This window comes from Rathayibacter tanaceti, assembly GCF_001634385.1.
Lineage (GTDB): Bacteria > Actinomycetota > Actinomycetes > Actinomycetales > Microbacteriaceae > Rathayibacter > Rathayibacter tanaceti.
In genome coordinates, this window is the sequence record NZ_LIIN01000098.1 from 1 (window position 1) to 11,533 (window position 11,533).

Here is an 11,533-nt window from a genome sequence, read left to right on the forward strand (position 1 = left end):
TCAGCGCGGGCCGCGCGCCAGCAGCGCGTGCAGCAGCGGCAGCACCGAGGCGCCCATCAGCAGCGCGCCGAGCACGCCGTCGTCCGGGCGCACGACGGCTCCCGCGACGAGCAGGCCTGCGAACAGAACGGCTGAGACGATGCGCCTGACCGTGCCCTCGATGCGGAGGAGCCGGCGCTCGACCGTGGGGACCGTCACGGCGAGCGTGCCGTCGTCGAGCCGCGTGGTCAGCTCGTCGAGCTTCCGCGGCAGGCGCCAGAGCAGGCCGAGGGTGTCGACGGCCTGCTTGCCGATGTCCTGCGCGACCGAGCCGCGCTCCTCCCGGATCAGCTGCTGAGCGTAGGGCTCGACCGAGTCCCACAGGTTGAAGGCCGGGTCGAGCGCGCTGCACACGCCCGAGGTCAGCGACATCGCACGGATCACGAGCAGGAAGTTCTCGGGCAGCTGGAACGGGAGCGAGCGCACGACGTCACCGAACTGCACGGCGAAATCGCGGAACTCGCGCGGATCCACCTCCCGCAGCTCCGCGAAGCCCATTCCGCCGAACCGGGCGAACAGCTGCGTCAGCGCCCGCTCGAGCTCGCGGGAGTCGGCGGAGGGGAGGAGGACGCCCACCGCGCGGGCGGCGTCGACGAGCCCCTTGCCGTCGCGGGACGCGGCGGCGATCAGCATCCGCCGCAGGCCCGCCCGCGTCGTCGGCGGCACCTCGCCCATCATCCCGAAGTCGATGAAGGTCAGCCGCCAGGGCAGTTCGGCGTCAGGTGTCGGAGTCACGAAGACGTTGCCGGGATGCGGATCCGCGTGGAAGTACCCGTTCGTGAAGAGCTGGTCGAACATCACCGCGGCGAAGACGGGAGCGACCTCGCGCGGGTCGATGCCTGCGGCGATGAGCGCGGCGTGATCGGTGATCTTGATCGCCGTCACGTCCTGGAGTGTGAGCACCTTGCGGGTCGAGCGCTCCCACACCACGTCGGGCACGGCGACCCGGGCGTCGCCCGCGAAGTCGCCGGCGAAGCGGACGGAGTTCGCCGCCTCCTGGAGGTAGTCGATCTCTTCGAGGCTGGTCGCCGCGAACTCCTCGACCAGGGCGGGGGCGTCGACCCGGTCGGACACCAGGCGCACGTGGCTGAGCCAGCCGCCGACGCGGCGGAGCGCGGCGAGATCGACCTCGACGATCGCGTCGATCCCCGGCCGCTGCACCTTGAGGATCGCGGTCGTGTGTCCGGTGTCGGCGGTGTCGGAGGGGGAGAGGCGCGCGCGGTGCGCCTGGCCGAGCGAGGCCGCGGCGACGGGCGACTCCTCGACTCCCGCGTACGCCCGCTCGAGCGGCATCCCCAGCTCTGCCTCGGCCAGGGCGCGGATGCGCGGGAACGGCACGGGCGGCACCTCGTCCTGGAGTCCCTCCAGCTCGCGGGTGATCTCGGGCGGCAGCACGTCCAGGCGCGACGACATGAACTGGCCGACCTTGATCATCAGCCCGCCCAGATCGACAGCCAGCACGTGGAAGCTGCGCGCGAACCGCCGCATCCGGCCCGGACGGGTGCGCAGACCGACACGCGAGAGACCGACACGGGGGAGCAGCAGATCGAAGAACCAGGTCACCGCGAGGTGCCACGCGGCGAAGCGGAGGATCCGGCGGTAGCGCCGCCGGTCCTCCCGTGCTCGGTGGCCCGGGGCGGCAGGACCCGGGCTGACCGAGGCCACCCGGGTCAGTCCTGCGCGAGGATCGCGTACAGGCGGCGGCGCACGTCCTCGAGTTCGGAGACGGCCTGCCGGATCTGGTCGGGGGTACCGGAGCGGCCGACCTGCGCCGCGGCCTGGGCGAGGTCGAGCCCCGCCTTGGGCAGCGCACCGAAGTCGACGTGGTCGGAGTCGTCCCACGGTGCCGAGGCGCCGTGCTCGGCGACCGCGGCGCGACCGGCGTCGGTCAGCGTGTAGGTCTTGCGGCCGTTCGACTCGTCGGCCGAGATGAGGCCCTCGTCGGCGAGCAGCTGCAGGGTGGGGTAGACGGAGCCGGGGCTCGGCTTCCAGCCGCCGCCGCTGCGCTCTTCGATCTCGTGGATGATCTGGTAGCCGTGCATCGGCTGCTCGGCGAGCAGCGCGAGCACGGCCGAGCGCACGTCGCCGCGGCCGACTCTGGAGCCGACGCGCTTCTCGACGCGGGAGCGGGCCTGCTCCATCGCGCGCCAGATGCTCTCGATGGGCGTGCCGGTGCCGAACGCACCGGTCGAGGACGAACCGTTCATGATGACCTCCTGTTTCTGCGAACGATACTCAGCGATATGGGTGGCGACTGTGAACGACTGCTCGTCCCGTCTCCGCTCAGGCGGTCAGGAGGGAGGCGATGCGCGTCGTCGTCGCGGCGGCTTCAGGGAGGGGCATCAGCATCCAGTCGTGCATCATCCCGGGGCTCTCGATGACGTCGACGCTCGTGCCGGGGGCGGTGGCCGCCCGCTCCGCGAACCGGTGGGCGTCCGGGTTGAGGATGTCACGGGTGCCCGTGAACACCGTCACGCTGCCCAGTCCCGCGAGGTCGGAGGCCATCGGATTGACGGCCGGGCTGTTCACGCCGTCCTCGCCCGCGTAGAGCGCGGCGAGTGCTCGCAGGTGCTCGGCCTTCAGCAGGGGGTCCCGCGGGGCGACCGCAGCGATCCCGGGATGCGAGACGGTCAGGTCCAGCGTCGGCGAGAGGAGGATCGTCGATTCGGGCCTGGCAGCCCCCTCGGGGAGGGCGCGCAGGAGGTTGAGGGCGATCGTCGCACCGGCGGAGTCGCCCATGAGCGCGGCCGGCGAGGTCGCCGTGATCGAGCTCCAGAGCGAGGTGAGGACGGGGAGGTGATCGGCGTGCGTCGCCCGCGGGACGAGCGGGTAGATCGGCACGACGAAGGCGCGCCCCGTCAGCCGGGCGAGCGTGGCGAGGAACGTCCAGTGGCCGGCGCGGATCTCGGCCGCCCACGCGCCTCCGTGGAGGTAGAGGACCGGGCCCGCCGTCTCGGCGGGCGGCGAGATCCGCAGCACCGGCCATCCGCCGACCTCGGTCTCGGTGACGCGGGTGCTGCGGCGGACCGAGCGCGGCGGTCCGTACTGCGCCGGGGTCGACGGCGTGCCGGTGAAGCGCGAGGGGTCGAACTGCTTCTCGCGGGTCCCGGAGAGGCCGATGACGGTGGCGAGGAGGCGGCTCCGCAGGCTCGGGGCTGCGGGCGCGGGGTGAGGGCGTCGGGGTTCATGGGGGATCCGTTCTTGCGGCGTCGATCGCCGCGTGATGTACGCTAAACCTTGACATCAGAGTGAAGGTCAAGGGGAATCATGAAGATCGGCGAGATCGCCCAGCGCACGGGCGCCAGCACTCGGTCGCTCCGGTACTACGAGGGGCTGGGCCTGATCTCGTCGGAGCGCCGGGCGAACGGCTATCGCGACTACCGCGAAGAGACGGTCGCCGTCGTCGCGACCATCAAGTCCCTCCTGGGCCTGGGCTTCTCGACCGCGGTGATCGCCGACGTGATCGCCTGCGAGAACCGGGGCCTCTCGGGGAGCTGCGAGGCGGTGCGAGACCGGGTCGGCGAGCTCCGCGACGAGATGGAGGCTCGGGCTGACGAGCTCCTGCGCCGACGCGACGCGCTCGACGCGTCGCTCGCGGATCCGGTCGTTCGTGACGCGCTGCTGGCGCGCGCCGAGTCCCCGCGCGTTTAGTCCGCGGCGGGTTCCGGCCGGTCCGCTCCGATGCCCGCGGCGAGGGTCTCGAGCCCGCCGCGCAGCTGCTCCGCGCCGTCGGCTCCGAGGAGGCGGACGACCTTCTGCTCGACGGCGTCGATCGCCCTGTCCGCCTCGGCCAGAGCGGCGTGCCCGGGCGCGGTGAGATGCAGCTCGTGGACGTGGCTGTGGCGAGGGTGCGACCGGCGCTCGACGAGGCCGCGCGCCTCCAGCCGGGTGAGGAGTGAGGCGACCGCCTGCGGGGTGACGCCGATGCGCCGGGCCAGTTCGGCTCCGGTGAGCCCCGCGTCGGCCGCGAGCGTCGCCAGGAACGTGTAGTGCGCTGCGGCGAGACCGAGCGGGCGCAGCCCCCGCTCCTTCTCGGCCTGCACCGCGAGCTCCGCCCTGCGGAGTGCCCACACCACACGATCCGCGGCGCGTGCGTCGGCACGCTGATCTGCAACCATCCACCCAGGATACATCCATTGAGTGGTATAAAGTGCTTGATACCACTCAATGACATTAGGAGTCGTAATGACCAGACCTCTCGCCCTCGTGACCGGTGCCAGCAGCGGCATCGGTGCCGCCCTCGCCGCCGACCTCGCCGCCGACGGCCACGACCTCGTCCTCGTCGCCCGTCGCCAGGAGCGACTGCTCGAGCTCCAGGAGCGCTTCGCCGCCCTCGGTGCCACGACCGAGATCCTCGCCGAGGACCTCTCCGACCCCGCCGGACTCGAGCGCGTCGTCGCCCGCGCAGGAGCGGGCGACGTGGATCTCCTCGTCTCCAACGCCGGCGTCAGCGCCTACGGTCCCTTCGCCGAACTCGACCCGGAGGCGCTCCGCCGCGCGTGGACGTTGAACGCCGACGCCACGCCGCTCCTCACCCGGGCGGTGCTGCCGGGGATGCTCGAGCGCTCCCGCGGCGGCATCATCACCGTCGCCTCGACTCTGGCGTTCAGCGCCGGGATCGCAACCGCCCCGCGCGCCGAGGGCTGCCGCAGCGGGCCCTTTACGTGGCGGCCAAGGCGGGCATCGTGGCGTTCACCCGCGTGCTCGCCGGCGAGCTCGCGGGCACCGGGGTGCGCGCGACGGTCGTCTGCCCCGGCCTGGTCTCGTCGGAGTGGAACGGCGGGGCCTCCGTCGTGCCTGCGGCGATGACTCCCGAGGACGTCGCCGTGGCGGCTCTGGCCGGCTTCGAGCGGGGCGAGGTCATCTGCCTGCCCGGACTCGAGGACGTCGGTCTGCTGGAGCGACTCGCCGAGTCGGAGCAGGGGATCACCTCGGGCAACATCCGGCCGACCCTGGCTCAGCGCTACACGGCCTGAGCCTCCCGCGGGGCCCGATGCACGAGGGGCCCGCCCGCCCGCCGATCTCGGCGAGGACGGGCGGGCCCCTCGTGTCGTGTCACTCGCCGGCGCAGATGCCCTCGACCGCCACCTTCTGGTAGAGGTGCGGGTAGGCGAGCGTGCCGTCCGGGTAGGCGGCGGCGTGCGCTGCGAACTCATCGGTCCGGGCAGCGGCCTTGAGGGCGGCGGGCGACGCCCATACGGCGACGTTCGTGAAGAGCCGGCTCCCGGCGATGCCGCGGTAGAGCTGCACGGCCAGGAGGTTCCCGGTCCGCTTCATGTACTCGGCGTCGGCGGCCCACGCGGCCAGCACCTCCTCCTCCGCGCCCTCCGGGGCGACGAAGGTGTTGATGATGGTGACGGGGCCGGTCTCGACCTCGTGCTGGAGCGAGATCGGGGTGGAGCTGTCGAGAGTGGCGATCTGGAGCATGGGGTCCTTCTCTTCTTTCTGGTGGTGGTGATGGTGCGGGGGAGCTGCGGGCTACGGGTGGAGGAGGACCTTGCCGTCCGAGCGGCCGGTCTCGACGAGGGCGCTCGCCTCGTGCACCGCGGCGAGCGGGAATCCGGCGGCGACGCGGACGGTGAGCTCGCCCGCCTCCACCAGGGCGGCGTACCGCGCGAGCGAGGTTCCGAAGCGGCGGTTCTGCCCCGAGAAGACGACTCCCAGTTCGAACGCGCGCGGATCGCTCACCGTCACCAACCGCTTCGTGCCGCCGAGCAGCTCGATCGAGAGCTCCAGCACAGAACGGCCCGTGATGTCGGCGATCGCGTCGATGCCGTTCGGGGTCACGGCCGAGATCCGCTCGGCCTGCCCGGGACCGTAGGCGACCGGCACGACCCCCAGCGACCGCAGGAAGTCGTGGTTCTTCTCGGAGGCGGTGCCCACGACGGTCGCGCCGCGACGGAGCGCGAGCTGCGCGGTGAAGGCTCCGACGATCCCGGAGGCGCCGTGGACGACCAGCGTCTCTCCGGCGGTGACGGCGAGCTCCTCCAGCACCCGATCGGCCGTCTCGAGTCCCACGGGGAGGGCCGCGGCCGTGTCCCAGCTCAGGCCGGCCGGCTTCAGCGCCCAGTCGTCGGCGATCGCGTGCTCGGCGTACGAGCCGGTGACGGTCGGCGCCAGCACGGCGTCGCGACCGCGACTCCGTGCACGCCCTCGCCGACCTCGTCGACGATCCCGGCGGCTTCCAGGCCCGGAGTGGCGGGCAGCTGCGAAGCCATGTCTGCCATCCAGCCGTGGCGGATCTTGACGTCGACCGGGTTCATCCCCGCCGAGACGACCCGGAGGCGGATCTGCCCGGCGCCGGCGTGCGGGGCGTCGACGTCCTGCACCTGCAGAACGTCCGTGTCGCCGAACTCGGTGTACAGCACTGCTTTCATGGGGGCTCCCGTCCTCGTTGCTCTTCTCCCTCCAGCCTGCCGCGGCTCGACTCCGGCCGGACTGGCCGAAGGGTCGGAGCATCCTGGCCGAACGGTCAGTCCTTGCACTGCCGCCCGGACGGGCGGCGGTCTACCGTCGGAGTCATGGATCTGATGTCCTCCGTGGAGGTTCTCCGGGCTCCCCTGACCGAGACGCAGGCGCGGCTCTCCGCGCTGCTCGCCGACGCCGTCCCGCACAGCGTGATCGCCCAGCTGGCGGCCAACTGCCCGTTCGCTCCCTTCAAGAGCCTCGGCGCCTCGCCCGGCGCGCCGGGCTCATCGATCAGCGTCGCCGACATGACCGGGATCGGCGAGAGGGCCGGGTCGCCGGGTGCGTGGCTCGGGCGGGCGGTGGTCGCGAACGTCGAGGTGCCCGTGCTGGCTCTGGTCAGCGGCACCGGCGAGCAGCGCGCCCTGCTCGTCCTGATCCGGACGGACGAGGAGCCGATCGACCCCGACGACATCCGGGCGGCCGTAGGGCTCTGGGAGGTGGTCACCGCGCACCGCGACGGCCTGCGGAACGAGGCGGCGCCGGAGTGGCTCGCCATCTCGCGTGCGGCGGCCTCAGCCCGCGCCGTCGCGCTGGCCGAGCTCGGAGACGCGCACTCGGTGCTGCTGACTGCGCTCGTCGCCGTCCTGCGCGATCGCACGCTGGCCGACGCCGAAGCGAGGAGGCGCACGCTCGATGTCGCCGTCAGCGGTCTCGTGGAGCTGAGGTCGCGGCTCGAGCTCGACCGGATCCTCGCCGAGGAGAGTGCGGCCGAGGCGTCCTCGTCGCTGACCGCCTCCCTCCTGCGCATGACCGGACCGCGGGGCGTGCGCCTCGACGTCAGCCCGCTGCGCGACGACGACGCGTCGGGCAGATCGCTGCCGGCGGACGTCGCCGCGACGGCGCGGGCGAGTGTCAGGACCATCGTGCAGACGATGCTCGAGGAGCAGTCCGGACTCCGCCGGATCCACGTCGGCTGGCGGCTGACGGACGCCGATCTCGTGGCCACGGTGCGCGACGACGGCCCGGGTGCGCTCGCGCGCGAAGCCTTCGACTCCTCCCGTGTGCAGGAGCGGCTGACCGCGGTGGGCGCCCGGCTCGACGTCGACGCTGTGCCCGACTGGGGCACGACGGTCGTCGTTTCGGTTCCGATCACCGCTCAGCCGACTCCGCGGACCGATCCGCTCGCCGCCCTCAGTCAGCGCGAGCTCGACGTCGCCCAGCACCTCCTGCGGGGCAGCCGCAACCGCGACATCGCGCGGGCGCTGACCGTCTCGGAGTCGACGGTGAAGTTCCACCTGGCGAGCATCTTCAAGAAGCTCGACGTCGACTCCCGGAGCCGGGCGCCGCGGTCGTGGCCGCGGCGCAGCTGCCCTGACAGCGACTCCGGGTCGCGGAGCCGCCGCGTCGTCGGCTCCCGGGCGATCCTCGGTGCTGGTCTGCGAGAAGGCCCGGTGGGAGTGGATGAGGCGTCCTGGTGCAGTCCGTGCGGCTCGATCGAACGCTCCGATCGGGGCGGGCTCTCGACGACGAGCTCGTCTGAGTGCTCAGTCCCGATCGAGCCGCCGGATCAGCGCTGCCGCCGTGGCCCGGCCGGCCCGGTCGGCTCCGACCGTCGACTGCGACGCGCCGTAGCCGATGAGGTGCACGCGGCCGTCGGCTCGCGCCTGCGGTCGGAGCACGGTGTCGCTGCTGGTCGTCGTCCCGTCGGCCCCGACCACGTGGCGTCGACCGAGCGCCGTGAACAGGGGGCGGCGCTCGAGGACTCCGCGCCGCCGCGCCTCCAGGGCGTAGCTCGTCCAGCCCAGACCGGTGCACGAGACAACGCCGACGGGAGGCCTGCCCTCGGCCGCCTCGTAAGCCGCGAAGCAGCGGGGCACGGCGTCCCGGCTGATCCGCGGCGCGACTGTCGGGCCAGGGAACGACGAACGGCCGGCCCCGCAGGAGCCGGCGTTCGGGTCGCAGGCCCTACAGGCCCTGCGACAGGCGGTAGTACGCCGCGTTGGAGCGGATGTCGGCCTCGAAGCCGCGCAGCGTGGTCGACTCGTCGATCACCAGCAGCTCGACACCGGCGATGCGGGCGAAGTCCTCCCACGCCTCCAGGCCGATCTGGGTCGTCATGACCGTGTGGTGCGCAGCGCCGGCGGTGATCCAGGCCGCAGCGCTCGTGCCGAAGTCCGGAGCGGGCTGCCAGACGGCGCGGCCGACGGGGAGGTGCGGGAGCGTTTCGGGGGGCTCGACGTTCTGCACCGTGTTCGCCACCAGGCGGAAGCGTTCGCGCACGTCGCTCAGCGCGACGACGACGGCAGGGCCCGCATCCGCGGTGAAGACCAGGCGCACCGGGTCCTCGCGGCCGCCGATGCCCAGCGGGTGGATCTCGAGCGAGGCGCGCTCGGAGGACAGGGACGGCGAGACCTCGAGCATGTGCGCGCCGAGGATGAGCTCCTCGCCGGGCGTCATGTCGTAGGTGTAGTCCTCCATCAGGCTGGTGCCGCCGGGCAGGCCGGCGCCCATCACGGCGGCGATGCGGATGAGGACGGCCGTCTTCCAGTCGCCCTCGCCGCCGAAGCCGTAGCCGTCTGCCATCAGGCGCTGCACGGCCAGGCCGGGGAGCTGGCGCAGACCGCCGAGGTCCTCGAAGTTGTCGGTGAACGCCTCGAAGCCGCCCTCCTCGAGGAACGCGCGCAGGCCGATCTCGACCGCGGCGCCGTAGCGGAGCGACTCGTGGCGCTCGCCGCCGGGGAGCAGCTCGGGTGCCACGTCGTAGCTCTCGACGTACTCGGCGACGAGCGCATCGATGTCGGCGGCCGTCGCAGCATCCACGCGCTCGACGAGCTCGTTGACGCCCCACGTGTTGACGCTGACGCCCAGGCGGATCTCGGCCTCGGTCTTGTCGCCCTCGGTGACGGCGACGTTGCGCATGTTGTCGCCGAAGCGCGCGACCTTCATGCTCTGCGAGGCGGCCCAGCCCGAGGCGGCGCGCGACCAGATGCCGATCGACTCCGTGACCCGGGCGTCGCTGGCGTGGCCGACGACGGTCTTCCGGGGCACGCTCATCCGGCTGAGGATGTAGCCGTGCTCCCGGTCGCCGTGCGCGGCCTGGTTGAGGTTCATGAAGTCGAAGTCGATGTCCTGCCACGGCAGGGCGACGTTCGCCTGGGTGTGGAAGTGCAGCAGCGGCTTGGCGAGCGCGTCGAAGCCGTGGATCCACATCTTCGAGGGGCTGAAGGTGTGCATCCAGGTGATGACGCCCACCACGGAGTCGTCGGAGTTCGCCTCGATCATGGTGCGGCGGATCGCCTCGGAGCTCTTCAGCACCGGCTTCCACTCGATGGTCACCGGGATCGCGCTCGCCTCGTTCAGCTGCGCGACGACGGCCTGCGACTGCTCGGCGACCTGGCGGAGGGTGTCCTCGCCGTAGAGGTCCTGGCTGCCGGTGAGGAACCAGACGGTGCGGGTGGCGAGGTCGGGGATGATGCTGCCCGATCGAGGGCTGCTGGTCGTGCTCATGCGATGGCTCCGGTGGGGTTCTGTCCGTAGACGTTCTGGTAGCGGTCGAACAGGGCGTCGATCGACTCCTGCGGGAGGGGGACGAGTTCGCCGCCCTGCCGCGCGAGGTGCACGGTGCGGGCGACGTCCTCGGCCATGACGGCCGCCTTCACGGCGTCCTTCGCGTCCTTGCCGATGGTGAAGACTCCGTGGTTCTGCATCAGGACCGCGCGCGAGCGGTGCCCCGAGAGTGTCGCGACGATGCCGCGGCCGATGGAGTCGTCGCCGATGATCGCGAACGGGCCGATCGGGATCTCGCCGCCGAACTCGTCCGCCATCGCCGTGATGACGCAGGGGATCGGCTCGGCGCGGGCCGCCCACGCGGTGGCGTAGGTCGAGTGCGTGTGCACGACTCCGCCGACCTCGGGCATCTCGCGGTACACGTAGGCGTGTGCGGCGGTGTCGCTGGAGGGGCTGCGGTCGCTGCCGGGCGTCCCGGGGACGACGGTGCCGTCGAGGTCGCAGAGGATCATGTTCTCGGGGGCGAGCTCGTCGTACGAGACGCCGCTGGGCTTGATCACGAACAGGTCGGCGCCGGGCACGCGGCCCGAGATGTTGCCGCCGGTCCAGATCACGAGGCCGTAGCGGACCAGCTCGGCGTGGAGGCGGGCGACGTCCTCGCGGACGCGGGCGATCGCCTCCTCGGTGGCGGCGGTGTGAGTGGTCATGCGGTCGCTCCCTGGTTCTGCGGGTCGGTGAGGGTCTCGACGGCGGCCTGCTCGACGGCGAGGCCGGCGCGGTAGCGCTCGAGGTAGGCGGAGAAGCCGGCGACGTCGCCGGCGTCGGGCGCGACGGTCTCGAAGCCGGCGTCGCCGAAGACCTGGCCGGTGAGGTACTCGTCGAGCGCGACTCCGCTCTGCAGGCGGTAGGCGGCGAGCACGGCCATGCCCCACGGGCCTCCCTCGGAGGCGGTCGCGGCGACGGACACGGGCGCGTCGAGCGCGCCCGCGAGGAAGCGCTGGGCGACTCCGGCGGTGCGGAACATGCCGCCGTGCGCGAACATCTCGTCGATCCGGACGCCCTCGCCGGCGAGGACCCGCATGCCCAGCGCGAGCGTGCCGAACACCCCGTAGAGCTGGGCGCGCATGAAGTTGGCGAGCGTGAGACGCGAGTCGGGAGTGCGCACGACCAGCGGGCGGCCCTCGACCAGGCCAGCGATCGGCTCGCCCGCGAGGTGGTTGTAGGCGAGCAGTCCGCCCGCGTCGGCCTCGCCCTCGAGCGCCTCGGCGAAGAGGGTGCCGTAGACGGCGTCGCTGTCAGAGGGTCCGCCCGAGGCCGCAGCGAACCGGGAGAAGAGGCCGACCCAGCCGGCGAGCTCGCTGGCGCCGTTGTTGCAGTGCACCATCGCGACGAGGTCGCCCGCGGGGGTCGCGACCAGGTCGAGCTCGTGGTGCACGCTCTCGAGGGGCCGCTCGAGGACGACCATCGCGAAGATGCTGGTGCCGGCGCTGACACTACCGGTGCGCGGGGCGACGGAGTTCGTGGCCACCATGCCGGTGCCGGCGTCGCCCTCGGGCGGGCAGGCGGGGGCGCCGGGCCG

At 72.4% G+C, this 11,533-nt stretch carries 12 protein-coding genes and 2 pseudogenes; 4 read left to right on the top strand and 10 right to left on the bottom strand.

The genetic code is table 11. The features are described 5' to 3' along the window. From ACH61_RS11450 to ACH61_RS11460, 3 genes are all read right to left on the bottom strand, one after another. Positions 1-1,704: an ABC1 kinase family protein gene (locus ACH61_RS11450; RefSeq protein WP_068212197.1), complete on the bottom strand. Its 1,704-nt coding sequence runs from the start codon at positions 1,702-1,704 to the stop codon at positions 1-3. Positions 1,705-1,709: 5 nt separating this feature from the next. Continuing rightward, positions 1,710-2,246: a PadR family transcriptional regulator gene (locus ACH61_RS11455; RefSeq protein ID WP_068212198.1), complete on the bottom strand. Its 537-nt coding sequence runs from the start codon at positions 2,244-2,246 to the stop codon at positions 1,710-1,712. Positions 2,247-2,322: 76 nt separating this feature from the next. Then, positions 2,323-3,018, bottom strand: coding sequence for an alpha/beta hydrolase fold domain-containing protein (locus tag ACH61_RS11460; protein ID WP_161489658.1), 696 nt, complete (start codon positions 3,016-3,018; stop codon positions 2,323-2,325). Between the two features lie 288 nt (positions 3,019-3,306). On the opposite strand from ACH61_RS11460, the gene ACH61_RS11465 reads away from it, so the two are divergent. Beyond that, a complete protein-coding gene (locus tag ACH61_RS11465) occupies positions 3,307-3,690 on the top strand; it encodes a MerR family transcriptional regulator (RefSeq protein WP_068212200.1) in 384 nt (127 codons plus the stop codon). Here the strand turns inward: ACH61_RS11465 and ACH61_RS11470 are convergent. Continuing rightward, positions 3,687-4,157, bottom strand: a complete 471-nt coding sequence (locus ACH61_RS11470) for a MarR family winged helix-turn-helix transcriptional regulator (protein WP_068212201.1) — start codon at positions 4,155-4,157, stop codon at positions 3,687-3,689. The two genes, ACH61_RS11465 and ACH61_RS11470, sit on opposite strands and share 4 nt — an antisense overlap. A gap of 67 nt (positions 4,158-4,224) precedes the next feature. On the opposite strand from ACH61_RS11470, the pseudogene ACH61_RS11475 reads away from it, so the two are divergent. Together ACH61_RS11475 and ACH61_RS17955 are read left to right on the top strand one after the other, a co-directional pair. Continuing rightward, positions 4,225-4,635, top strand: a pseudogene (locus ACH61_RS11475) (SDR family NAD(P)-dependent oxidoreductase); the annotation flags it as partial. Positions 4,636-4,844: 209 nt separating this feature from the next. Next, complete coding sequence (locus tag ACH61_RS17955; RefSeq protein ID WP_201787604.1) at positions 4,845-5,015, top strand: hypothetical protein; 171 nt, start codon at positions 4,845-4,847, stop codon at positions 5,013-5,015. Between the two features lie 79 nt (positions 5,016-5,094). Here ACH61_RS17955 and ACH61_RS11480 read toward each other — a convergent pair whose 3' ends face one another. The 3 genes from ACH61_RS11480 to ACH61_RS17960 are packed head-to-tail and all read right to left on the bottom strand — an operon-like array spanning position 5,095 to position 6,416. Then, positions 5,095-5,466: an antibiotic biosynthesis monooxygenase family protein gene (locus tag ACH61_RS11480; RefSeq protein ID WP_068212202.1), complete on the bottom strand. Its 372-nt coding sequence runs from the start codon at positions 5,464-5,466 to the stop codon at positions 5,095-5,097. A gap of 51 nt (positions 5,467-5,517) precedes the next feature. After that, positions 5,518-6,162 (bottom strand): zinc-binding dehydrogenase, encoded by a 645-nt coding sequence (locus ACH61_RS11485; protein ID WP_201787602.1) that lies wholly within the window; start codon positions 6,160-6,162, stop codon positions 5,518-5,520. Continuing rightward, positions 6,099-6,416, bottom strand: coding sequence for an alcohol dehydrogenase catalytic domain-containing protein (locus tag ACH61_RS17960; RefSeq protein ID WP_201787603.1), 318 nt, complete (start codon positions 6,414-6,416; stop codon positions 6,099-6,101). Before ACH61_RS17960 ends, ACH61_RS11485 begins: the two co-directional genes overlap by 64 nt. Before the next feature lie 963 nt (positions 6,417-7,379). On the opposite strand from ACH61_RS17960, the pseudogene ACH61_RS18465 reads away from it, so the two are divergent. After that, positions 7,380-7,778: pseudogene (locus ACH61_RS18465) on the top strand (helix-turn-helix transcriptional regulator); the annotation flags it as partial. Positions 7,779-8,412: 634 nt separating this feature from the next. Here ACH61_RS18465 and araA read toward each other — a convergent pair. The 3 genes from araA to ACH61_RS11500 form a co-directional block, all read right to left on the bottom strand. Continuing rightward, a complete protein-coding gene (gene araA, locus ACH61_RS11490; RefSeq protein WP_068212203.1) occupies positions 8,413-9,954 on the bottom strand; it encodes an L-arabinose isomerase in 1,542 nt (513 codons plus the stop codon). Next, positions 9,951-10,661, bottom strand: a complete 711-nt coding sequence (locus tag ACH61_RS11495; protein ID WP_068212204.1) for an L-ribulose-5-phosphate 4-epimerase — start codon at positions 10,659-10,661, stop codon at positions 9,951-9,953. Before ACH61_RS11495 ends, araA begins: the two co-directional genes overlap by 4 nt. Beyond that, positions 10,658-11,533 (bottom strand): FGGY-family carbohydrate kinase (locus ACH61_RS11500; RefSeq protein WP_269085074.1); only part of this gene is annotated, 876 nt, incomplete at its 5' end. The genes ACH61_RS11500 and ACH61_RS11495, both read right to left, overlap by 4 nt.